Annotated in this window: 16 protein-coding genes and 1 other RNA gene; 10 read left to right on the top strand and 7 right to left on the bottom strand. The window is 69.7% G+C overall.

Annotation, left to right across the window (positions count from 1 at the left end):
* Positions 1-72: 72 nt before the first annotated feature.
* The 4 genes from ACZ52C_RS24755 to ACZ52C_RS24740 all read left to right on the top strand — a co-directional run bounded on the left by ACZ52C_RS24755 (position 73) and on the right by ACZ52C_RS24740 (position 9,598).
* Positions 73-6,579: an RHS repeat-associated core domain-containing protein gene (locus ACZ52C_RS24755; RefSeq protein ID WP_469076786.1), complete on the top strand. Its 6,507-nt coding sequence runs from the start codon at positions 73-75 to the stop codon at positions 6,577-6,579.
* Positions 6,579-7,124 (top strand): hypothetical protein, encoded by a 546-nt coding sequence (locus ACZ52C_RS24750; protein WP_469076785.1) that lies wholly within the window; start codon positions 6,579-6,581, stop codon positions 7,122-7,124. Before ACZ52C_RS24755 ends, ACZ52C_RS24750 begins: the two co-directional genes overlap by 1 nt.
* A 128-nt stretch (positions 7,125-7,252) precedes the next feature.
* A complete protein-coding gene (gene prfB, locus ACZ52C_RS24745) occupies positions 7,253-8,356 on the top strand; it encodes a peptide chain release factor 2 (RefSeq protein ID WP_469076784.1) in 1,104 nt (367 codons plus the stop codon).
* A gap of 309 nt (positions 8,357-8,665) precedes the next feature.
* Positions 8,666-9,598, top strand: a complete 933-nt coding sequence (locus ACZ52C_RS24740) for a hypothetical protein (protein WP_469076783.1) — start codon at positions 8,666-8,668, stop codon at positions 9,596-9,598.
* A 117-nt stretch (positions 9,599-9,715) separates the two neighbouring features.
* Here ACZ52C_RS24740 and ACZ52C_RS24735 read toward each other — a convergent pair whose 3' ends face one another.
* The gene (locus ACZ52C_RS24735; protein ID WP_033524968.1) at positions 9,716-9,907 is read right to left on the bottom strand and encodes a hypothetical protein; all 192 of its coding nucleotides are present in this window, start codon (positions 9,905-9,907) and stop codon (positions 9,716-9,718) included.
* Positions 9,908-10,112: 205 nt separating this feature from the next.
* On the opposite strand from ACZ52C_RS24735, the gene ftsE reads away from it, so the two are divergent.
* The 5 genes from ftsE to ssrA all read left to right on the top strand — a co-directional run bounded on the left by ftsE (position 10,113) and on the right by ssrA (position 14,133).
* The gene (ftsE, locus tag ACZ52C_RS24730; RefSeq protein ID WP_009320785.1) at positions 10,113-10,802 is read left to right on the top strand and encodes a cell division ATP-binding protein FtsE; all 690 of its coding nucleotides are present in this window, start codon (positions 10,113-10,115) and stop codon (positions 10,800-10,802) included.
* A gap of 34 nt (positions 10,803-10,836) precedes the next feature.
* Entirely contained in the window at positions 10,837-11,754 is a 918-nt protein-coding gene (ftsX, locus tag ACZ52C_RS24725) for a permease-like cell division protein FtsX (RefSeq protein WP_045560709.1), read from the top strand.
* A gap of 67 nt (positions 11,755-11,821) precedes the next feature.
* Entirely contained in the window at positions 11,822-13,021 is a 1,200-nt protein-coding gene (locus ACZ52C_RS24720) for a S41 family peptidase (RefSeq protein WP_469076782.1), read from the top strand.
* 72 nt (positions 13,022-13,093) lie between these two features.
* A complete protein-coding gene (gene smpB, locus ACZ52C_RS24715) occupies positions 13,094-13,636 on the top strand; it encodes an SsrA-binding protein SmpB (protein WP_045560707.1) in 543 nt (180 codons plus the stop codon).
* Between the two features lie 110 nt (positions 13,637-13,746).
* Positions 13,747-14,133: a transfer-messenger RNA gene (gene ssrA / locus ACZ52C_RS24710) on the top strand.
* 74 nt (positions 14,134-14,207) lie between these two features.
* Here the strand turns inward: ssrA and ACZ52C_RS24705 are convergent.
* From ACZ52C_RS24705 to ACZ52C_RS24680, 6 genes are read right to left on the bottom strand one after another with little or no spacing between them, the layout of a single operon-like run.
* Entirely contained in the window at positions 14,208-15,221 is a 1,014-nt protein-coding gene (locus ACZ52C_RS24705) for a LacI family DNA-binding transcriptional regulator (RefSeq protein ID WP_469076781.1), read from the bottom strand.
* Positions 15,218-17,503 carry an alpha-xylosidase gene (yicI, locus tag ACZ52C_RS24700; RefSeq protein WP_469076780.1) on the bottom strand — a complete coding sequence of 762 codons (2,286 nt, stop codon included), beginning with the start codon at positions 17,501-17,503 and terminating at the stop codon, positions 15,218-15,220. Before yicI ends, ACZ52C_RS24705 begins: the two co-directional genes overlap by 4 nt.
* A 27-nt stretch (positions 17,504-17,530) precedes the next feature.
* Entirely contained in the window at positions 17,531-18,355 is an 825-nt protein-coding gene (locus tag ACZ52C_RS24695; protein ID WP_469076779.1) for a carbohydrate ABC transporter permease, read from the bottom strand.
* A complete protein-coding gene (locus ACZ52C_RS24690) occupies positions 18,352-19,305 on the bottom strand; it encodes a carbohydrate ABC transporter permease (RefSeq protein WP_469076778.1) in 954 nt (317 codons plus the stop codon). Before ACZ52C_RS24690 ends, ACZ52C_RS24695 begins: the two co-directional genes overlap by 4 nt.
* Positions 19,302-20,600 (bottom strand): ABC transporter substrate-binding protein, encoded by a 1,299-nt coding sequence (locus ACZ52C_RS24685; protein ID WP_469076777.1) that lies wholly within the window; start codon positions 20,598-20,600, stop codon positions 19,302-19,304. Before ACZ52C_RS24685 ends, ACZ52C_RS24690 begins: the two co-directional genes overlap by 4 nt.
* The gene (locus ACZ52C_RS24680) at positions 20,552-22,111 is read right to left on the bottom strand and encodes an MFS transporter (protein WP_469076776.1); all 1,560 of its coding nucleotides are present in this window, start codon (positions 22,109-22,111) and stop codon (positions 20,552-20,554) included. The genes ACZ52C_RS24685 and ACZ52C_RS24680 overlap by 49 nt, the downstream gene beginning before the upstream one ends.
* Positions 22,112-22,194: 83 nt before the next feature.
* Between ACZ52C_RS24680 and ACZ52C_RS24675 the strand changes: the two genes are divergently transcribed.
* The gene (locus tag ACZ52C_RS24675; protein ID WP_469076775.1) at positions 22,195-23,169 is read left to right on the top strand and encodes a LysR family transcriptional regulator; all 975 of its coding nucleotides are present in this window, start codon (positions 22,195-22,197) and stop codon (positions 23,167-23,169) included.
* Positions 23,170-23,245 lie beyond the last annotated feature (76 nt).

The raw sequence follows: 23,245 nt of genomic DNA, 5'->3' as shown, positions 1-23,245 counted from the left end.
CACCCACCGGTCCTCCTCCCGGAGTGCCCCTCGGCATGTCCGGACTTCATCTGAACGGGGTGTTCATCAACCATGTCATTCGACGTGATCGGAAAGAGCCGGGCGGAGAGGGTGAGCCGGCACAGACCATGGTCGCTGGCGGCCGTCCTCGCGCTGTCGCTCGTGGTACCGACGGGTCTCGCTCCTCTCGCCGAGGCGAAAACCGGCGGCCTGGGTCGTCCCGATGTGCCCGAACAGCGGGTCAGCAAGGTCGAGGCGGTCTCCGGGCAGGGCGCGAAGAAGGCCCGGCAGAAGGTCGCCAAGGACAAGAAGGCCAACGCCCGGCAGGCCGAGAAGGCCCGGGCCGAGCGGGAGACGGCCTGGCCGAAGGCGGGCGAGGCGACCGTCGAACTGAAGGCCGAGGGCAAGGGCGAGGCCTCGCCCGGCGGTCTGCCGCTGACCGTCAGCCCCAGGTCCAAGGCGCTGAACGAGGACGGGACCGAGGCACACGTCTCGGTGCTGGACCAGAAGGCCGCGGACAGGGCGGGCGTCCTCGGTGTGCTGCTGTCCGTCGAGGCGAGCGCCGCCGGCTCCGTCGATCTGAGCGTCGACTACGGCGGCTTCGCCGGAGCGGTGGGCGGTGGCTGGGCCCAGCGACTGGGCCTGGTGCGGCTCCCCTCCTGCGCGCTGACCACCCCGCAGAAGGCGGAGTGCCGCGAGCAGACGCCCGTGAAGTCCCGCAATGACACCTCGGACCAGACCGTCTCCGCCCGGGTGCCGGTGACCGAGGCCGAGAGCGGCATGTCGACGCAACTGGCCGAGACATCCGCCTCCGTGTTCGCGGTCACCGCGACAGGCACCCCGGGCGAGTCGCCCTCGGGCCTCGGCACCTACACGGCGACCCCTCTGGCGGAGTCCTCCAAGTGGGAGGCGGGGGGCAGCTCCGGCTCCTTCACCTGGTCGTACGACTTCACGATGCCGCCCGCCGCGGCGGGACCGGTGCCCGGGATCTCGCTGTCGTACGACTCGGGCGGCATCGACGGGCGCACCGCGTCGACGAACAACCAGAGCACCACGGTGGGCGAGGGCTTCGCCCTGACGGAGTCCTATGTCGAGCGCTCGTACGGCAGTTGTGACCAGGACGGACATGAGGACGTCTTCGACCAGTGCTGGAAGTACGACAACGCCCGGCTGGTGCTGAACGGCAAGAGCAACCAGCTGGTCAAGGACGGCACGTCGGGCGAGTGGCGGCTGAAGGACGACGACGCCTCGAAGGTGATCCGTGACACCGGCGCGGACAACGGCGACAACAACGGCGAGCACTGGACCGTCATCACCGGCGACGGCACCAGGTACGTCTTCGGTCTGAACAAGCTCGACGGCGCCGGCGACCAGCGCACCAACTCCACCTGGACCGTGCCCGTCTTCGGCGACGACTCCGGCGAACCCGGCTACGACGCCGGTGACTCCTTCGGCGACCGGGACGTGACCCAGGCCTGGCGGTGGAACCTCGACCACGTCGTCGACACCCACGGCAACGCCGCCACGTACTGGTACGCCAAGGAGACCAACCACTACAAGAAGAACAAGGCCACCACCGCCAACGCCTCCTACACGCGCGGCGGTTACCTGAAGGAGATCAAGTACGGGCTGCGCAAGGGCGCGCTGTTCACCGATGACGCCGACGCCAAGGTGACCTTCTCCTACGCCGAGCGCTGCACCGCCTCCGACTGCGCCGAACTGACCGAGGACACCGCGGAGAACTGGCCGGACGTGCCGTTCGACGCGATCTGCGCGAGCGGGGCCGACGAGGAGGACTGCGCGACCTCCGCCCCGTCCTTCTTCACCCGCAAGCGCCTCACGGGCATCGACACCTCCTCCTGGTCCGCCGCCACCAGCGCCTACGCGGCCGTCGACTCCTGGGATCTGACCCAGAAGTACCTGGACGGCGGCGACATCGGCGACTCCAGCGACCAGACCCTGACGCTGACCTCGATCAAGCGCACCGGCAAGGCGGGCACCGACATCGCCCTGCACCCGCTGTCCTTCACCTACCAGATGCGGCCGAACCGGGTCGACGGCACCGACGACATCCTCCCGCTGACCCGCCCCCGACTGTCGACGATCACCTCCGAGACGGGCGCGATCACCACGGTGACACTGTCCTCCCCGGAGTGTGTGCGCGGTGAGGTCGTGGACGCCGCCGAGGACACCAACACCCGCTCCTGCTACCCGCAGTACTGGAACATCAACGGCGGCGCCGAGGCGTCCGTGGACTGGTTCCACAAATACCGGGTGCTCGCCGTGGTCGTCTCCGACCCGGCCGGCCAGAACGACGCCGTCGAGCACTCCTACGCGTACGAGGGCGCGGCCTGGCGCCACAACGACGACCCCCTGACCCCCAAGGACGAGCGGACCTGGTCCGACTGGCGCGGCTACCGCCAGGTGACCTCCTACACCGGCGCCACCGGCACCACCCGGTCCAAGACCGTCTCGCTCTACCTCCAGGGCATGCACGGCGACAAGAAGAAGGACGGCACCACCAGGTCCGTCACCCTCGCCCCGCTGACCGCCCCCGACCTCGGCATCGCCTCGCTCACCGACAGCGAGCAGTACGGCGGACAGCTGCGCCAGGAGGTCACCTACAACGGCTCCACCCCCGTCACCGTGACCGTCGACGACCCGTGGTCCAAGGAGACCGCCCGACAGGACGTACCCGACGCCTCCGACGTCGTGGCCCGCTTCGTACGCACCGAGAAGACCACCACGCACACCTATCTCACCGGACCCAGGACCTGGCGGGCCCGCGCGACCACCACCGGCTTCGACTCCTACGGCATGGCCGTCACCCTCGACGACTCCGGTGAGGTCGGCAAGAGCGGTGACCAGACCTGCACCCGCACCTGGTACGCCCGCAACGCCGACGCCGGCATCACCGGCCTGACCTCACGGGTGCGTACCGTCGGACGCTCCTGCTCCGTCACCGACGCGAACCTGAGCCTGCCGGCGAACTCCGAGACGCGGGGCGACGTCCTGTCCGACTCCGCCACCGTCTACGACAGCCCCTCAGCCACCGCCTGGAGCGAGAACCAGCAGCCCACCAAGGGCGCCGCGACCTGGAGCGGACGCGCAACCGGCTACCCGGCGGCGGCGACGGACGGCCAACGCCCGCCCACCGGCTGGCAGACCACGGGCAGGACCACCTACGACACCCTGGGCCGCACGCTCTCCGTCGCCGACTCGGCGGGCAACGCCACCACCACCGCGTACACCCCCACCGACGCGGGACCGCCGACCAGGACCGTCACCACCAACGCCAAGGGCCACCGGACCATCAACTATCTGGACCCGAGGCGCGGTCAGGCCGACCGCAGCTACGACGCGAACACCAAGAAGACGGAGTTCACCTACGACGCGCTCGGCCGGCTCACCGCCGTATGGCTGCCCAACCGGAACCGGGCCGCCGACCAGAGCGCCAACGGCACCTTCGCCTACCACCTCAGCGACACCAAGCCGTCCTCGGTGTCGACGTCGACGCTCAAGGCGGACGGCGAGACCTACAACACCACCTACGAGATCTACGACGCGCTGCTGCGGAAGCTCCAGACCCAGGCGCCGACCCCCCAGGGCGGACGCCTGCTGACCGACACCCGCTACGACAGCCGGGGCCTCGCCCACGAGACCTACGAGGAGATCTTCGACAGCACCAGCACCCCGAACGGCACCTACACGCGCGCCGAGTACGGAGAGGCCCCGAAACAGACGGAAACGGTCTACGACGGCGCCGAGCGGACCACCTCCAGCACCCTGTACAGCTACGGCGTGAAGAAGTGGACCACGACCACGAGCCACACCGGCGACTCCACCGCCACCACGGCGCTCCAGGGCGGCAGCGCCCTGCGGACCGTCACCGACGCCCGCGGCCGTACCGTCGAGACCCGCGAGTACGAGGGGACCAGCCCGGCGGACGCCGACTTCGGCACCGGCCCCGGGACGGCGTACGCGTCCGTGAAGTTCGGCTACACGCTGGACGACAAGGAGAAGTCGATCACCGGCGCCGACGGCTCCGCGTGGACCTACGGCTACGACCTCTTCGGCCGCCGCGTCGACGTCGACGACCCTGACAAGGGCCAGGCCGAGACCGAGTACAACGCCCTCGACCAGGCGATCAAGGCGACGGACGCGCGTAAGAGGAGCATCCTGACCGCCTACGACGAGATCGGCCGGGTCACGGGCACCTGGGCGGGGTCGAAGACGGACGCCAACCAGCTCACCGCGCACACGTACGACACGGTCATCAAGGGCAAGCCGGCGACGTCCACCCGCTACGTCGGCGGCAAGACCGGCAAGGCGTACACCAAGACGATCACCGCCTACGACAGCCAGTCGCGCCCCGTCGCCACCAAGCTGGAACTCCCGGCCACCGATCCGCTCGTCAAGGCGGGCGCCCCGTCCGTACTGGAGTCCACCAGCTACTACAACATCAACGGCACCCTGCAGAACACCCAGGAACCGGCACTCGGCGGCCTGCCGTCGGAGACCGTCGGCTACGAGTACACGGGCCTCGGGAACGTCACGTCGATCAGCGGCAGCACCGGCTATCTGCTGGACGTCGCCTACTCCGCCCTCGGCCAGGCCCAGCAGCTGACGCTGGGGGTCGCGAACACCGAGGCGCACAAGAAGGCCTACGTCACCAACACCTACGAGGAGGCCACCGGTCGGCTCACCCGCAGCCATGTCACGGACCAGACCCACCCGTACATGCTCCAGGACCTCAACTACGCCTTCGACCAGGCCGGCAACGTCACCTCCATCGCCGACCCCGCCACCCTCGGCGGCAGCAGCGCGGCGGAGACCCAGTGCTACGCCTACGACGGACACCGCCGGATGACCGAGGCATGGACCCCGGCCTCCCAGAAGTGCGCCGACGCCCGCAGCGCGGCCGGCCTGTCCGGTCCCGCACCGTACTGGACCAGCTACGCCTACGACGCGGCCGGTCAGCGCACCAGCGAGACCACGCACACCACGTCCGCCACCACCACGACCACCTACTGCTACGAGGGGAACCAGCCGCACGCCCTGACCGGCACCAGCACCAAGGCCGACTGCGCCGCACCCGACGAGGCCTACGGCCACGACGAGGCCGGCAACACCGACAGCAGGCCCGGCGAGACGGCCACCCAGGACCTCGACTGGTCCGACGAGGGCAAACTGGCCAAGGTCACCGAGGGCACCAAGGCGACCGACTACCTCTACGACGCCGAGGGCACCCTGCTGATCCGTGCCACCTCCGGCGGCGAGCGCGTCCTGTACGCCGGAGCCACCGAACTCCACCTGAGGGCCAACGGCACCATGTGGGCCCAGCGCACCTATGGATCCGGAGACCTCACGGTCGCCGTCCGCAGCAACGAGTCCGGCGGCAACAAGCTCTTCTACCTCGCCGGTGACCACCACGGCACCCAGAGCCTCGCCCTCACCTCCGACACCCAGGCCGTGATCAAGCGCCGTATGACGCCCTTCGGCGCGGAACGCGGTGCCGCCACGGGAGGCGGCTGGCCCACCGACAAGGGCTTCCTGGGCCAGACGGCGGACGACACGACCGGGCTGACCCATGTCGCCGCCCGGGAGTACGACCCCGAGATCGGCCAGTTCATCAGCGTCGACCCCGCGCTGGAGTCGGACAAGCCGCAGACCATGAGCGGCTACGCCTACGCGGCCAACAACCCGGCCACCTTCAGCGACCCGACCGGCGAGATCCTCATGGAGTGCCACACCGGCGAGATCAAGTGCGTCGGCGGCAAGCCCGTCACCTCGAAGAAGAAGACCCCCCGCAGCAGGAACGGGGGCGGAGGCCAGAGCGGCTCGGGCACGGCCTCGGGCTCCGGCGGCACCGGTCACTACGTCGTGGGCGGCGCCCAGGAGCCCTACGTGTACTACAAGGACGATTTCCCCTACGACCCGAGTGCCGAGGCCACCGCGAGTGACTACACTGCCTGGCTCAAGTGGCAGGGCAAGAACACCGGCGCCTTCTGGTGCAGTTGGATCAGCGCCTGCGACACGTTCGGGGCCGAGGACGGCAACCTGAGCGACGCGGTCGCCATGTACGCGCACTACATGGGCGGCAGCGGGCTGGACGCGGAACTCGACTACGAGAAGGCGTACGACCAGGACAAGGGGATTCGCGCGGCGGTGGACGAGGAGATCGCGCTGGCCCAGACCTGGGCCGAGAAGATCCAGAAGGGCAACGACAAGTCGACGTTCGACATCACCGGCAAGATGACCAACGTCGGCGGCAGCCACTATCCGGACACGGAGAACTGGCAGAAGGCCATCGGTGAGCACAAGATCTGGGGAAGCGCTTCCGTGAAGACCAGCGGTGACTCGTTCACCATGCGGATCACCGTCCACGCCAAGGACCGCTACGACTTCAACAAGGGGATGAGCGACATCGCGAGCGGAACCCCCGACGAGGTCAACGGCAGATTCGCCACCCTCGGCTGGGCCAAGCCCTTCATCAGCCGCGGCACGGTCACCCGTGAGGTCACCTGGCGGCGCGGCGACATCCTGGGTTCCACGTCCGTGTCCGGCGGAGGCCGCTAGTGGCGACGCGAGCGGGCGCCGCACGCACGGGCGCACTCGTCCTCGCCGCGGTCTCGGTGATGGCCTCGGTGGGCTCCTGCGGTTCCTCGGAACCGCGGGGGTCCGCCCCCGGGACGGACAGCGCCTCGGCGGGCTGCGAGATCCGTGACACCACCCAGCAGGTCGCCGACCGCTTCTCCGGGCTGGGCGACGTCATCACCGCCGAATGGTGTGCGATGGACCTCGCGGGCGGCTCGTCCCGCGTCCCCGGTCCGAGCGACATCAGAATGGTCGGCTACTTCGAGACCACGGCCGAGGACATGAAGGCCGTCCTCGACGCTCCTGGCAGGACGTTCGAGAAGGCCGAGCCCGAAAACATCCCCGCGGCCCTCGGCGCTTCGACTTCCGGGAAGACCGAGTGGCTGACCAGCACCGAGGTGAACGAGGAGATCACGGACGGCCTGTACACCGGGACGTTCTATTTCGACCGCGCCTCCAACAAGGTCCTTTTCGACGCCGTCAATCCGACCAGGGCCGAGGACGAGGGGGTGGTGGTCGGAGGGTGAGGGACGAGGTGGGGCCCGCGCGACCGGCCCCCACCCACCCGTGGGCGGGCGACCGGGGGAACGCCCGCCGCGCCCCGGGCCGCGGGCACCCCATCATGGTCACCCGGCGGAGCCGTTAGGCTGGGGGCGTGGCAGTCGTCGATGTATCCGAAGAGCTGAAGTCCCTCTCCTCGACCATGGAGTCGATCGAGGCCGTTTTGGACCTCGACAAGCTGAGGGCAGACATCGCCGTGCTCGAGGAGCAGGCGGCCGCGCCGTCCCTGTGGGACAACCCGGACGAGGCGCAGAAGATCACCAGCAAGCTCTCCCACCTCCAGGCCGAGGTCAGGAAGGCGGAGGCGCTGCGCGGTCGCATCGACGACCTCAGTGTCCTCTTCGAGATGGCCGAGGAGGAGGACGACCCGGACACCCGTGCCGAGGCCGAGTCGGAGCTGATCTCCGTCAAGAAGGCGCTGGACGAGATGGAGGTCCGTACCCTCCTGTCCGGCGAGTACGACTCCCGTGAGGCCCTCGTCAACATCCGCGCCGAGGCCGGTGGCGTCGACGCCGCCGACTTCGCCGAGAAGCTCCAGCGGATGTATCTGCGCTGGGCGGAGCAGAAGGGCTACAAGACCGAGGTGTACGAGACCTCGTACGCGGAGGAGGCGGGCATCAAGTCCACCACCTTCGCCGTGCAGGTGCCCTACGCCTACGGCACGCTCTCCGTGGAGCAGGGCACCCACCGGCTCGTCCGTATCTCGCCCTTCGACAACCAGGGCCGGCGCCAGACGTCCTTCGCCGGTGTCGAGGTCCTGCCCGTGGTCGAGCAGACCGACCACATCGAGATCGACGAGTCCGAGCTGCGTGTGGACGTCTACCGGTCCTCCGGGCCCGGCGGCCAGGGCGTCAACACCACCGACTCCGCCGTGCGGTTGACCCACCTCCCCACCGGCATCGTCGTCTCCTGCCAGAACGAGCGGTCGCAGATCCAGAACAAGGCCACCGCGATGAACGTCCTTCAGGCGAAGCTGCTGGAGCGGCAGCGCCAGGAGGAGCGGGCCAAGATGGACGCCCTCAAGGACGGCGGCAGTTCCTGGGGCAACCAGATGCGTTCGTACGTCCTGCACCCGTACCAGATGGTCAAGGACCTCCGCACCGAGTACGAAGTCGGCAACCCCGAGGCCGTGTTCAATGGCGAGATCCAGGGCTTCCTGGAGGCCGGAATTCGCTGGCGCAAGCAGCAGGAGAAGTAGGCCCCCCGAATTCAGCGCTTTGTCGACAAGGCAACTGCCTCCCCGTGGGAGGCAGTTGCCTTGTCTGTGTGGGGATGTCTGGGTCTTACGTCACACTCACATGTTATTGACGAGGTCAAATGCGGTGAACGGGACATCGCGTACGCAACGACCTTGACGTTGCTGGAAAAACTGGGAAGGGTGACGTATGGCATGCGCATTACTGGGGCGCATGTGAACCGGGGGACTTTCGAGCCAACCGACTGCTCCCGTTGATCGCGGCCCCGGGCGCTGCTCCATTTACTGATAGCTACTGGGGGTAGCAGCCATATGACGAAGAAGACGCGGATCCGCGTGGCGCGAATAGCCGCGGGTGCTGTGATCGCCGCCGGCGCGTCACTGACCGCCGCGGGCGCCGCTTCCGCGCTGGACCTCGGAGTCGGCGTCGGTGTCAGCACCGACGACGGCGGTTCGGTCAAGGCCGGCGTCTCGGTCCAGACCGGCAACGACACCGAGGGCAACACCAACGTCGGTGCGACCACGGGTGAGACCACCGGTGAGACCACCGGTGAGACCACGACCGGTGAGACCACCGCAGGCACCACCGGCACCACTGGCACGACCGGTGCCGTCAGCACGACCGGCACCATCGGTACGAGCGGTACCACGGGTGACAGCGGCACGACCGGTACCACGGGCACCACCGGTACCACGGGCACGACCGGCACCACGGGCACGACTGGCACCACCGGCACGACGGGCACCACGGGCACCACGGGCACCACGGGTTCGTCCTCGAACGGGACGTCCAACGGCACCTCCGGCGGCTCCACCTCGAACGGGACGTCCAACGGCACGTCCGGCGGTTCGTCCTCGAACGGGACGTCCAACGGCACCTCGGGCGGCTCCACCTCGAACGGGACGTCCAACGGCACCTCCGGCGGCTCCTCCGACGGCGGTTCCACCGACGGCGGCTCCGACGGCGGCTCGTCCACCTCCGGCGGCTCGACCGACGGCGGCTCCACCTCCGGTGGGACCGACACCGACGGTGGCAACGACGAGGTCGTGCAGCAGGAGGGCTCCTCGGCCCTCACCGACACCGGCACCGAGACCGAGGCTCAGGGCACCGGCACCGGCGAGCTGGCCGAGACGGGTGCCGCCGAGACCACGTTCCTGCTGGTGGGCGCCGCCACGATGATCGCCGGCGGTATCGGCTTCCGTCTGCTGCCGCGCCTGATGGCCGGCCGCGGCGCCGCCGCCTGATCGCAGACGGTCGCGCACAGCACCGCACACGTACGTGAGGCCCGGGGCAGCCAGCCCCGGGCCTTCGTCGTACGTCCCGCCCCGCGCACGCCCTGTGACGTCGGGCGTCCGGTACCGCTATGCCGTCTGGTGCGCCAGCAGCGCCACTGCCGCTATGAGGATCGCCAGGAGGGCGATCAGGGTCATGGGGCTCAGGCCCGCGAAGGGGTTCTCCTGCTGGAGCCGCTCGCGGCTGGCCCGGCACACATGGCAGCGGCCCTCGGCGACGGGGGACGCGCAGTTCGCGCACACCAACCGGTCGTACGTCATGCGCCTCGCCCTCCTTGCAATGGCCTCACACATACCTCAACGCTTCGCGGAACCGGACCGTTCCTCCCCACCACTGTGCCAGGTTCCTCCTGAGGTTGCGCGGGGGCCTACGAAAGGGGGGCGTCTGTCGTCGCGCGGCTGCGGGACGAGGAACACGGCGCGGTACAGTCTCGTCCATCCATTCCCGACGGCTTGTGGTGCATCCGTGATCCGATTCGACAACGTGTCCAAGGTCTACCCCAAGCAGACCCGCCCCGCACTCAGGGATGTCTCCCTGGAGGTGGAGAAGGGCGAGTTCGTGTTCCTCGTGGGGTCCTCCGGCTCCGGAAAGTCCACGTTCCTGCGGCTGATCCTCCGGGAGGAGCGGTGCAGCCAGGGACAGGTGCACGTCCTGGGCAAGGACCTCGCGCGCCTGTCCAACTGGAAGGTGCCGCAGATGCGCCGCCAGCTCGGGACGGTCTTCCAGGACTTCCGGCTGCTGCCCAACAAGACGGTCGGCGAGAACGTCGCCTTCGCGCAGGAGGTCATCGGCAAGTCGCGCGGCGAGATCCGCAAGTCCGTGCCGCAGGTGCTCGAACTGGTCGGCCTCGGCGGCAAGGAGGAGCGGATGCCGGGCGAGCTGTCGGGTGGTGAACAGCAGCGTGTGGCCATCGCACGCGCCTTCGTGAACCGGCCCAAGCTCCTCATCGCGGACGAGCCCACCGGCAACCTCGACCCGCAGACCTCCGTCGGCATCATGAAGCTGCTCGACCGCATCAACCGGACCGGCACCACGGTGGTGATGGCGACCCACGACCAGAACATCGTGGACCAGATGCGCAAGCGCGTCATCGAGCTGGAGAAGGGCCGCCTCGTCCGCGACCAGGCGCGCGGCGTCTACGGCTACCAGCACTGACCGCCCCGTCCACGGAAAGGCCCATCGAGTCGCCATGCGCGCCCAGTTCGTCCTGTCGGAGATCGGTGTCGGTCTCCGCCGCAATCTCACGATGACCTTCGCGGTCATCGTCTCCGTCGCCCTCTCCCTCGCCCTCTTCGGCGGTTCGCTGCTGATGAGCGACCAGGTCAGCCAGATGAAGGGCTACTGGTACGACAAGGTCAACGTGTCGATCTTCCTCTGCAACAAGAGCGACGCGGAGTCCGACCCCAACTGCGCCAAGGGCGCCGTCACCACAGAGCAGAAGAAGCAGATCAAGTCCGACCTGGACAAGATGGCGGTCGTCGACAACGTCGCCCACGAGTCGCAGGACGAGGCGTACAAGCACTACAAGGAGCAGTTCGGCGACTCCCCGCTGGCCAGCAGCCTCACCCCGGACCAGATGCAGGAGTCGTACCGGATCAAGCTGAAGGACCCCGAGAAGTACCAGGTCATCGCGAGTGCCTTCAACGGTCGTGACGGTGTGCAGTCGGTGCAGGACCAGAAGGGCATCCTGGACAACCTCTTCCGGCTGCTCGGCTATCTGAACTGGGCGGCGCGCGGTGTGATGGCGGTCATGCTGATCGTGGCGCTGTTGCTGATCGTCAACACGGTGCGGGTCTCGGCGTTCAGCCGTCGGCGTGAGACGGGGATCATGCGCCTGGTCGGCGCCTCCGGCTTCTACATCCAGGCGCCGTTCATCATGGAGGCCGCGGTCGCCGGGATCATCGGCGGCACGATCGCCTGTGCCTTCCTGCTCCTGGGGCAGTACTTCGTGATCGACAACGGAGTGTCACTGTCCCAGAACCTGCCGTTGATCAATTTCGTGGGCTGGGACGCGGTCCTGACGAAGCTGCCGCTCATCCTCGCGGCGAGCTTCCTGATGCCCGCGCTGGCTGCCTTCTTCGCACTGCGCAAGTACCTGAAGGTGTGACGCACGCCCCTGGGGCCGTACCGGCAAGGGCCGGTGCGGCCCTTCGCGTTGTCCTAGACTCGCGGTCATGTCAGGCCGCGACCTGTTCTCCCAGCCCCGCCGCGTCGGCCGCGGGGCCGCCCTGACATTGGTCTTCGCGAGTGTGCTCGCCACGGGCGCCGCGACCGGCTCCTTCGACGACCCGCGCCGGGAGCCCGCGGCCGTCGTGCACCCCTCCCGCTCCACCCCGGCCGACAAGGCGCAGGACGTCGCCGACGCCGCCGCCGAGGCCATGGCCGAGGGCAAGTCCCCCGTGGAGGCCGCCGAGCGGGCCGTCAGCCGCAGCGGCGACCGGTGGGGCGCGGTCTACTCCGAGGGCGAGTACGAGCAGTTCGAGGAGGCCCTCGACGGCGAGTACACCGGCGTCGGCCTCTGGACCCGGCTGGAGCGCGACGGCCGGATCGAGGTGACCCGGGTGCAGGACGGCTCGCCCGCCGCCCGCGCCGGGATCCGCGCGGGCGACCGCCTCGTCCGCGTGGACGGCAGGAAGGTCGACGGCCGCCCGGTCACCGAGGTCGTCTCCTTACTCCGCGGCGACGCGATCGACGAGGGCTCCGGCGGCACCCGGGTCCCCGAGAGCGCGGCCGCCGGTACGAAGGTGGAGCTGGAGCTGGAGCGCGCCGGCCGGACCTGGTCCGCGACCCTGCGCCGGGCCCGCCTGTCCACCGAGGACGTGACGGTGAGCCGCACCGCCGGCGGGGTCAGCGTCATCACGGTCGACGCGTTCACCAAGGGCTCCGGCGATCTCGTACGAGCCGCCGTCGAGCAGTCCGCCGACGCCGCCGGCTTCGTCCTCGACCTCCGTGGCAACTCCGGCGGTCTGGTCTCCGAGGCCGTCACCGCCGCCTCCGCCTTCCTCGACGGGGGCCTCGTCGCCACGTACGACGTCAAGGGCAGGCAGCGGGCGCTGCACGCCGAACCCGGCGGCGACACCACCAGGCCCCTGGTCGCGCTCGTCGACGGCGGCACGATGAGCGCGGCCGAGCTGCTCACCGGAGCCCTTCAGGACCGGGGACGCGCGGTGGTCGTGGGCTCCCGCACCTTCGGCAAGGGCTCGGTGCAGATGCCGAGCCGCCTCCCCGACGGCTCCGTCGCCGAACTGACCGTCGGCCACTACCGCACCCCCTCCGGCCGCGGCGTCGACGGCCGGGGCATCACCCCCGACCTCGAGGCGGACGAGGACGCCCTGCGGCGGGCCGAGACGGTGCTCAGCGGACTCGGGCAGTGAGCCGCTCCCGTTAATCGGCTTCCCTCACACCCCCCGCGTGGTGCCAAAATGGACGGCACTATGAGCAAGGGAATGTACGTACCGAAGGAATCCCAGCCCAAGCAGGGCGGGGCGGCCGTCAAGGGCCGGGACGGCGAGAAGGGCGGCAAGAAGAAGATCGTCGCCCAGAACAAGAAGGCCCGGCACGACTACGCGATCATCGACACCTACGAGGCCGGTCTGGTGCTCATGGGCACCGAGGTCAAGTCGCTGCGCGAGGGACGGACGTCGCTGACCGACGGCTTCGTCCAGATCGACCGGGGCGAGGCGTGGCTCCACAACGCCCACATCCCCGAGTACCACCAGGGCAGCTGGACCAACCACTCCGCGCGCCGCAAGCGGAAGCTGCTGCTGCACCGCGAGGAGATCGACAAGCTGGAGGCCAAGGCGCAGGAGACGGGTCACACCATCGTGCCCCTCGCCCTGTACTTCAAGGACGGCCGGGCCAAGGCCGAGATCGCGCTCGCGCGAGGCAAGAAGGAGTACGACAAGCGGCAGACGCTGCGGGAGAAGCAGGACCGGCGGGAGTCGGACCGGGCGATCGCGGCGGCGAAGCGGAAGCAGCGGGGCCAGTAGCGCGAGGCCGCCGGGAATACGGTGGCACGCGCTCCCGTTGGTCACGTACGATGGCTCTGCACCTCACAGCGGGTGCGCCGGCCCCCTCGGGGGCGTTGAAAAAACAACATGGGGATGATCGGTTTCGACAGCGGATGTTGAGGCAGGGGAAGCGTGTCGAGGAAGCGGCAATGATCTCGTTAACCATATGTCGCACCAAATAATCGCCAACACCAAGCGCGATTCCCAGACCTTCGCTCTCGCTGCCTGATAAGCAGTGATCGAAGGCCCTAATGGGTGTCAGCCCGGGAGTGTTCCCGGCCCGGATCCTGGCATAATCTAGGGAACTAAACCATTGAGCCCGGTCACGGGGCTCGATGGGAAATCAAACAGTGACTGGGCCCGTCGGCGACTTGTTCGCGTGATCGCCGGGGCCGAGAAAATCACAGCGAACTGCACACGGAGAAGCCCTGATTTAGCACCGTTGGACGCGGGTTCGATTCCCGCCATCTCCACAATTCCCATGTGGGCGAAAGCCCCGCTGCCGTGAGGCAGCGGGGCTTTCGTCATTTCTCGGCCGGCCCGCGCCCGGTCATCCGGCCACCCGGCGCGCCGTGCTCGCCCGCACCGTCAGGCGGGGCGGTAGCAGGGTGGCCTCGGGGACGGGGGTGCCGGAGAGCTTCCTCATCAGCAGGGCCACCGCCTGTTCACCCACCTCCGCCGCCGGGATGGCGATCGAGGTGACGGGCACGGGGAGGGCCGCGGCGACGTCGTCCGGGCACAGGGCCGTGATCGAGAGGTCGGCGGGGACGCGCAGACCCAGCTGCTCGAACGCGTCGACGAGGGGTTCCAGGACCGCCTCGTTGTGGATCACCACACCCGTGAGCGCCGGTTGCTCGCGCAGGAGGCGTTCCGCGACCGCGCGGGCCGCCGCCGGGGTGGCCTCGCAGGGGTGGACCGTGGAGGACATGCCGTTGCGGGTGGCGGCCGAGGTGAAGCCCTGGACGACCCGCTGCGCGAAGGACGTCTGGCGGACGTAGACCTCCGGCGGGGACCCGATCAGGCCCACCACACGGTGGCCCAGACCGGCGAGATGCTCCACGCACAGTTCGCCGGCCGTCCTGAAGTCCAGGTCGATGCAGGTCAGGCCGGAGGGGTCGGCGGGAAAGCCGACCAGGACCGAGGGGCGGTCCAGGGTGCGCAGCAACGGCAGCCTCGGGTCGTGGAGTTGGACGTCCATCACGATCAGCGCGTCCACCAGTGCCGAGTCCGCCACCCGCCGCAGGCCCTCGTCGCCCTCCTCCTGGGTCAGCAGCAGGACGTCGTGGTCGTGGGCGCGGGCCGTCGTGACCGCCGAGACCGCGAACCGCATGACCACCGGCACATGGATCCCGGCCCGTAACGGCACCACCATCGCGAGCACGTTCGACTTGCTGCTGGCCAGGGCACGGGCACCCGCGTGCGGGCGGTACCCCAGCTCGCGGATGGACGCCTCGACCCGGGCCCGTGTCTCCGCCGAGATCGGGCGCTTGCCGCTCAGCGCGTACGAGACGGTGCTCGGGGAGACGCCCGCGTGCCGGGCCACGTCCGTGATCTTCACCGTCACATCGCCCTCGTTCCCGGGGGAGCGGACTCCCCGTCCAGATCCATCGTCAGGAACCCCGTGCCCGCCTCCGCCCGGACCTCGCGCCCTTGCGCCGCCAGCCCCCAGGGCGCCCTCGGGTCGGCGCAGGACGCCCGCAGCACGTCGCCCTCCCGGACGACGGTGAACGTCACCCCGCCCACCGGGACCGTCACCTGGGCGCCGTGTGCGAGGCCGTACGCGTGCAGGGTCACCCCGTCGGCGTGGTCGTAGTCCGGGCGGTCCGTCGTCGCGCCGACCGGGACGACCGCGCCCGGCCGGACCAGGAGGGGAACGCTTCTGAAGTCGTGCCGTTCGCGGACCCAGCGGGGGCCGGTCACCGTGCCGCCGTCCGGGAAACGGGTCCAGGTGCCCTCGGGGACGTAGTACGTGACATCGCCCTCGTCACTGAAGACGGGCGCCACGAGGAGGTCGGGACCGAGCATGTACTGCCGTTCCAGATGCGCGCACCCCGGGTCGTCCGGGAACTCCAGCACCATCGCCCGCATCAGCGGCACCCCCTCGGTGTGGGCGGTGCGCGCGGCCTCGTACAGGTAGGGCATGAGGGCGAGCTTGAGCCGGGTGAACTTCCGGAGCACGTCGACCGATTCGTCGTCGAAGAGCCAGGGGACCCGGTACGACGACGAGCCGTGCAGCCGGCTGTGGGAGGAGAGCAGGCCGAAGGCGATCCAGCGTTTGAACAGGGCGGGTGAGGGGGTGCCCTCGAAGCCGCCGATGTCGTGGCTCCAGTAGCCGAAGCCCGACAGGCCGAGCGACAGGCCGCCCCGCAGGGACTCGGCCATCGACTCGTACGTGGACTCGCAGTCGCCGCCCCAGTGGACGGGGAAGCGCTGGCCGCCGACCGTCGCCGAGCGGGCGAAGAGGACCGCCTCGCCCTCGCCCCGGTGTTTGCGCAGGACGTCGAAGACGGTGCGGTTGTAGAGGTAGGTGTAGTAGTTGTGCATCCGCTCCGGGTCCGTGCCGTCGGACCAGGCCACGTCCAGGGGCACCCGCTCGCCGAAGTCGGTCTTGAAGCAGTCGACGCCCTGGGCGAGCAGCGCCTCCAGCTTCGAGGCGTACCACTCGCGGGCCGCCGGGCTGGTGAAGTCCACCAGCGCCATGCCCGGCTGCCACAGGTCCCACTGCCAGACGCTGCCGTCCGGCCGGCGCAGGAGATGGCCGAGGGCCCTGCCCTCCTCGAAGAGCGGGGAGCGCTGGGCGATGTACGGGTTGATCCAGACACTGATCCTGAGGCCCCGGCGTTTCAGACGGGCCAGCATGCCCTCCGGGTCGGGGAAGACCCGGGGGTCCCACTCGAAGTCGCACCACTGGAACTCGCGCATCCAGAAGCAGTCGAAGTGGAAGACGGACAGCGGCAGCCGGCGGTCCCGCATCCCCTCGATGAAGGAGGTCACCGTCTCCTCGTCGTAGGAGGTGGTGAAGGACGTCGACAGCCACAGGCCGAACGACCAGGCGGGCGGGAGGGCCGGGCGGCCGGTGAGGGCCGTGTACTTGCGGAGGATGTCCTTCGGGGTGGGGCCGTAGATGACGTAGTACGTGAGCTGCTGGGTCTCCGCGCTGAACTGGACCCTCGACACCACCTCCGAGGCGACCTCGAAGGACACCTTGCCGGGGTGGTCGACGAAGACGCCGTAGCCCGCGTCGGTGAGATAGAACGGCACGTTCTTGTACGCCTGCTCGGTGGCCGTGCCGCCGTCGGCGTTCCAGATGTCCACGACCTGGCCGTTCTTCACCAGTGGGCCGAAGCGTTCACCGAGGCCGTACACCGAGGTGCCGACGCCCAGGTTGAGCTGTTCGCGCAGGTAGTGGGCGCCGGACGCCTCGCGCATGATGCCCATCGACTTGGGGCCGCTGGAGGTGAGCGTGCGGCCGTGGGCGAGGAAGTCGACCTGCCAGGGGCCGCCGCGCGAGATACGGACCGACAGCTCTCCGGCGGTGAGGGTGGCGTGCTCGTCGTCGTAGGAGGTGTGCGGGGTGAACTCCTCGGTCGTCAGCTCGAAGCGCGGGCCGCGGGGCCGTTCGCCCGCGAAGTGCGTGAAGGTGACACCGATGACGTCGGGCATCGGGGCGTGGGCGCTGATCGTCACGACCGGTCCCTTCAGCAGGTCGCCGCGGTGGCGGACGGGCCGGGTCGGGGCGTGCACCTCCAGGGCGCCGCCGTCCGTGGCGGTGACGTCGAGGACCTCGGCCGGGTACGCGGCGGTGACGCCCTCGCGGAGCAGCCAGTAGCCGTCGGTGAACTTCATGTGGGGGCGATCTCCTTACGTCACGGCCTACTTCACGGCTCCCACGGCGATGCCGCGGGTGAGCGTGCGCTGGAAGAGGAGGAAGAACACGAGGGCGGGGAGCAGCCCGAGCAGGGCGGCCGCGTTGGTCATCGTGGCGTCCATGAGGCGCTGGCCCTGGAGGACGCCGAGGGCCACGGACACGGTCTGGTTGTCGTTGGAGATCAGCATGACCAGGGGGAGCAGGAACTCGTTCCAGGTCCAGATGAAGAAGAAGACCAGGAGCACGCCCAGGGTGGGACGGCTCACGGGGACGACGATCCGCCACAGCACCTGCCACTTGGTCGCGCCGTCGATCCGGGCCGCCTCGACGATCTCGCGCGGGAACTGCCCGAGGACCGAGGAGAGCAGATAGGTGCCGAAGGCCGCCTGGATCACCGTGAAGACGATGATCACGCTGAGCCTCGTGTCGTAGAGGCCGGCCTCCTTGCTCAGGTAGTAGACGGGATAGACCAGCGCCTCCTGCGGGAGCACGTTCGCGAGGACGAAGAAGGCGAGGATCCAGGTCCGGCCCCTGATCCGCCCGATGCCGATCGCGTACGCGTTCAGGACGGACAGGACCACGGCGAGCACCGCCACCGAGCCGCTGATCAGCACCGAGTTGACGAGTTTCCGGCCGAAGTCGACGCGTTCCCAGAAGTCCCTGACGCCGTCCGTGTAGAAGCCCTCGGGGAGGCTGAGGGGTCCGTTCTGGGCGTACTCCGCCGGGGACTTGACCGCGTTGAGCGCGACGATCAGGAACGGCACGATCATGAACAGGGCCGCGACGCACAGGGCGATCAGCACCGGGTAGCGGCGCAGGGCGGTGGTCATCGCTCGGTCCTCTCCTGGAGCCTCAGGCCGGCCAGGGCCAGGGCGAGGACGAGCACGGTCAGCGCGGTGGAGATCGCCGCGCCGTAGCCGACCTGGGTCTTCTCGAAGAACGTGGTGAAGGAGAAGTAGGACGGCACGTCCGTGGCGCCGCCCGGGCCGCCCTTGGTCAGGACGTACACCGCGCCGAACACCTTGAGCGCGGCGATCGTGCACCAGAGGAGGACGACGTGGATCTCGGGGCGGATCTGCGGCAGCGTGATGTGCAGGAAGCGGCGCCACCAGCCGGCGCCGTCCAGCTCGGCCGCCTCGTACAGCGCCGGGTCGACGCGTTGCAGGCCCGCCATGAAGACCACCAGCGGGAAACCGAGCTGCACCCACACCATCACGGCCATGACGGTGTAGAGGGCGAGGTCCGGGTCGCCGAGCCAGTCCTGCTGCCATCCGCCGAGCCCGACCGCCTTCAGCAGCTCGTTCAGGGAGCCGTTCTCCGGGGCGAGGATCCAGCTCCAGACGATGCCGGCGACCGCGATCGGCAGCACCTGCGGGAGGTAGAAACAGGCGCGGAGCACGGCGGTGACCCGGCCGCCGAAGTGCTTGCCGACGAAGTCGAACAGGGCGGCCGCCAGCACCAGCCCGAGCGCGGTCGGCACGGCGGCCATCGCGACCACCATGAACAGGCTGTGCCGGAACGACGCCCAGAAGTCCTCGTCGCCCGCGAGTTCCCGGTAGTTGTCGAGGCCGGACCAGACGGGGCCGCCCACGCCCTGCCAGTCGGTGAAGCTGACCCCCGTGTTCATCAGGAACGGCACGACGACCACGGCGAAGAAGGCCAGGGCGCCGGGCAGGAGGAACAGGGCGTAGGAGTCACCGGGGCGGCGGGGGCGGTGGCGGCCGCGGTCGGCGCGGCGCTCCGCACCGGCCGCCGGCCTCCGTTCGACGGTCACCGTCATCGCTTCGGCGCGTCCTTCTCGTACGCCTCCCCGATCGCGTCCAGATAGGCGTCCGGGTCCGCGTCGCCGGTGATCAGTTTCTGGGTCTCGGCGACGAGGACGTCGTAGAAACCGGGGACGGGCCAGTCGGGGTAGAAGGCCAGACCGTCCTTCTCGGCGAGGGTGTTGAAGTCGGCGATCAGCTCCTTGGCCCGCGGGTCGGTGATGGCGGCCGGGTCGGCGGCCACCGGGACCCCGCCCTCGTCGCCCAGCAGGTTCTGGATCTTCTCCGACAGGGTGATGTCGATGAAGTCGTAGGCGAGTTCCTTGTTCTTCGCCCCCTCGGGGACGACCCAGAGGTTGCCGCCCGAGCCGAGCGTGAGGTCGGTGTCGGGCCACGGGAAGGTGCCCCAGTCGAACGTGTTCTCCGCCTTGAAGCGGCCGTACCACCAGCTCCCCGAGAACAGGATCGGCGCCTTGCCCTGGATGAACGAGACGCCCGCGTCCTCGGACTTCGTCCCCGTCGACTTCTCGCTGATGTACCCCTTCTCCACCCAGTCGGCGAAGGTCCGCGCCCCGTACGTCCACGCGGCGTCGTGGAAGTCGGCCTCGCCCTGGTACAGCTCGTAGGCGTTCACCCAGGCACGGTCCGCCTTGCTCAGCGCCAGCTGGTACAGGTACTGCTGCGCCATGTACTCGGCGCCCGCGTTGGCCAGCGGGGTGATGCCCGCCTTCACGAACTCGTCCATGGCGGCGGTGAGTTCGGCGAGCGTGGTGGGCTCGGCGATGCCGTGCTCGGCGAAGAGGTCCTTGTTGTAGAAGACCATCGTGTACTCGGCGTAGTTCGGCACGCCGTACCACTTGCCGGAGCCCATCACCCCGTCGGTGTCGTACTGGCTGGTGGTACGGATGCCCGCGCCGATCTTCCTGTCCCAGCCGCGCGCCGTGACCTCCGGGGTGAGGTCGGTCAGCAGGCCCTGCTTGGAGAGGAGCCCGGCCGTCGCGTTGCCCTTGTTGTACTCCATCAGGTCGGGCGCGTCGGAGGAGTTGAGGACCATCGGGGCGGTCTTGCGGATCTGTTCGAAGCCCTTCTCCTCGAACTCCACCTCGACGCCCGGATGGGTTTTCTCGAACTCCTCGATCGCCGCGTTCCAGGCCACGCCCATCGCGCTGTCGGGGCCCTCGTAGTGCCAGAGGCGGAGCGTTTTTCCGTCCCCGCCACCGCCGCCGTCCGAACCGCCGCAGGAGGTCAGGAGCAGAGCCCCGCTCAGGGCCGCCGCCGCGACCGCCGTGATACGCCTTCGTGCCGCCCACATCCCGCGCCTCCAGGGGAGTCGGATGGATCATCGGACTCGGATGGATCGTCGTCGAACGGTGCAGTCGAATCGCTTCGACGACTGGCGTCGAAGCGCTTCGACGGAAGGTAAGGGTGGGTTCGGAGTGCGTCAATGGGTGCGCGGGAATTCGGCCGGATCGCCGCGATCAGCAGGGCCAGGGCCGCCGCGGCCACCGGCACCGCGAAGCCGGTCGGGCCGGCGGCCGGGCCGGTGCCCGCCGCCGGGGCGTGTTCCACGACCCAGCCGCCCAGGGCCGAGCCGCCCGCTATTCCGCCGAGCAGACCGGTGACGGCGAGGGTCATGCCCTCGTTCAGCCGGCCCCGCGGGGTGCGCTGCTGGACCAGTGCCATCGCGGTGACCATCGTCGGGGCGGTGGCCATGCCGGCGAGCAGGAGGGCCGGGGCGAGGGACAGCAGCGACCCGGTGGCGGTCGCGGTCAGCCAGGGGAGGGCCATCAGGACGGCCATCGCGGCCAGACACCGCCGGAAACGACGCTCCGCCGGGCCCGTCACCCGCAGCGCGCCGTAGGCCAGGCCGGCCACGCAGGAGCCCGCCGCCTGGAGGCCGAGGATCACCCCCGCCGAGGAGGCGTGGCCCCGGGCGTCCGCGTAGGCGATGGTGACGACCTCCAGGGAGCCGAAGACCGCGCCGGTGGCGAGGAAGACGGCGAGGAGCGGGGGGATGCCGGGGGCGCGCAGCGGCGACCCCGCGCGCGTACGGCCCGTGGGAGGCGGTTCCGTGGCGCGCTGGGCGGCGAAGAGCAGGACGCCCGTCATGCAGAGCAGGCCGCCGACCAGGGTGCCGGCCTCGGGGAACAGCGTGGTGCAGAGGACGGCGGCGAGAACCGGGCCGAGCATGAAGCAGAGTTCGTCCGCCGCCTGTTCGAAGGAGTTGGCGGTGTGCAGGGCGGCCGGGTCGTCCTTCAGGAGGTGGGCCCAGCGGGCGCGCGACATGCCGCCGGTGTTGGGGGTCGTGGCGGTGGCCGCGTAGGAGGCGAACAGGGTCCAGTCCGGCGCGTTCCAGCGGACACAGGCGATCAGCGCGAGGCCGCCGAGGAGGGCGACGGCGGTGGCGGGGACGGCGATCCTGGCCTGGCCGTGGCGGTCCACCAGCCGGGCGGTCCAGGGGGCGACCAGGGCGGTGGCGGCGAGGCCGGTGGCGACGACGGCGCCGGCGAGGGCGTAGGAGCCGCGGGCACCGGCGATCATCAGGATCGCGCTCACGCTGAACATGCCCATGGGGAGGCGGGCGAGGAGGCCTCCGGCGGTGAAGCGGAGGGTGCCCGGGGTTTGGAACAGGGAGCGGTAGGGGGTGGGGGTGCTTGTGCGTCGGCGGGTGCGGGTCGGGTGCGGCTGGTCGCGCAGTTCCTCGCGCCCCTTTCGGGGCGGTGTTCTTGGGCGGCGACGAGATGAGAAGTCGGCTGCCACCAGTGTGTCGGCGGTGACGGTGAACAGGGGGCCGGGCTGCTTGGCGGGGTCGGGGTGCGGCATGCGGATACCGTCGCCCGGGGCGTGATCAACCGTCCAACACCTGCTCCGTGGTGATTCACGCACCCCGGTTGTAAATTCGGCGGATGTCCACCACGCCCTCTGCCGTCGAGCCCCGGTTGCTCCGCGGGTTTCTCGCCGTCGCCGAAGAACTGCACTTCACCCGGGCCGCCGCTCGGCTCTATGTCGCCCAGCAGGCGCTCAGCCGGGATGTGCGGCGGCTGGAGCGGGAGTTGGGGGTGGAGTTGTTCGTGCGCAGCACCCGGCAGGTGGCGCTGACCGAGGACGGGAAGCGGCTGGTGCCCCACGCGCGGCGGGTGCTGGAGGCGCAGGAGGAGCTGCTGGCCGCGTTCCGGCAGGCCCGGCCCCTGCTGGTGGACCTCAACTCGCCGGGACTGGCCACCGGGGCACGGGTGCTGCGCCGGGCCCGGGAACTCGCGCCCGAGCTGGAGCTGATGGCCCGGTACGAGAGCGGGCTGACCCATGCGGCGGCCGAGATCCTCGCGGGGCGGCTGGATGTGTCGTTCGGGAGGTTCGCGGGGCTCGAACCGGCGGTGCGGGCGCGGCTCGCGCAGCAGCCGGTGCGGTACGCGCCGATGACCGTGATCCTGCCCGAGGACCACCGGCTGGCCGCGCTGGACGCCGTACCGCTGGCGGAGCTCGCCGGCGAGCGGGTGTACGCGGGGGCCGGGAACCCCCGTACGCGGGAGTGGACGGAGCTGGCGGAGCGGCTCTTCGCGGGGCGGGGGATCGAGGTCGCGGCGCCCGCCCCGCTGGCCGTGGGGGAGGAGGAGTTCCAGCGGATCATGGCCAAGACCAGGTCGCCGGTGCTGGCGGTGGTGGACTTCCCGCCCATGCCGGGCACGGTGGCACGGCCGCTCGTCGACCCCGTGCCGCTGTCGCCGGTCTCGCTGGTGTGGCGCGAGGGGCTCACCCATCCGGGACTCGACGCGCTGCGGCGGGCCGCCGCCGAGTTGGCGCGGGCGGAAGTATGGCTGTCACATCCGGAGGACGGGTGGATTCCGCCCACAGATGCACTCATCATGATGACCTTCACCTGACGTCACACACATGCACATCTTTCCCGCCCATACATTCGTTGGCCCGGGTGCGTGTGAATGGGTGGGGCGCCCCGGA

Source organism: Streptomyces sp. NPDC034049, assembly GCF_055575575.1.
Note: the sequence above shows the minus strand (reverse complement) of the source record. Positions and strands in the feature narration are given on the sequence as shown.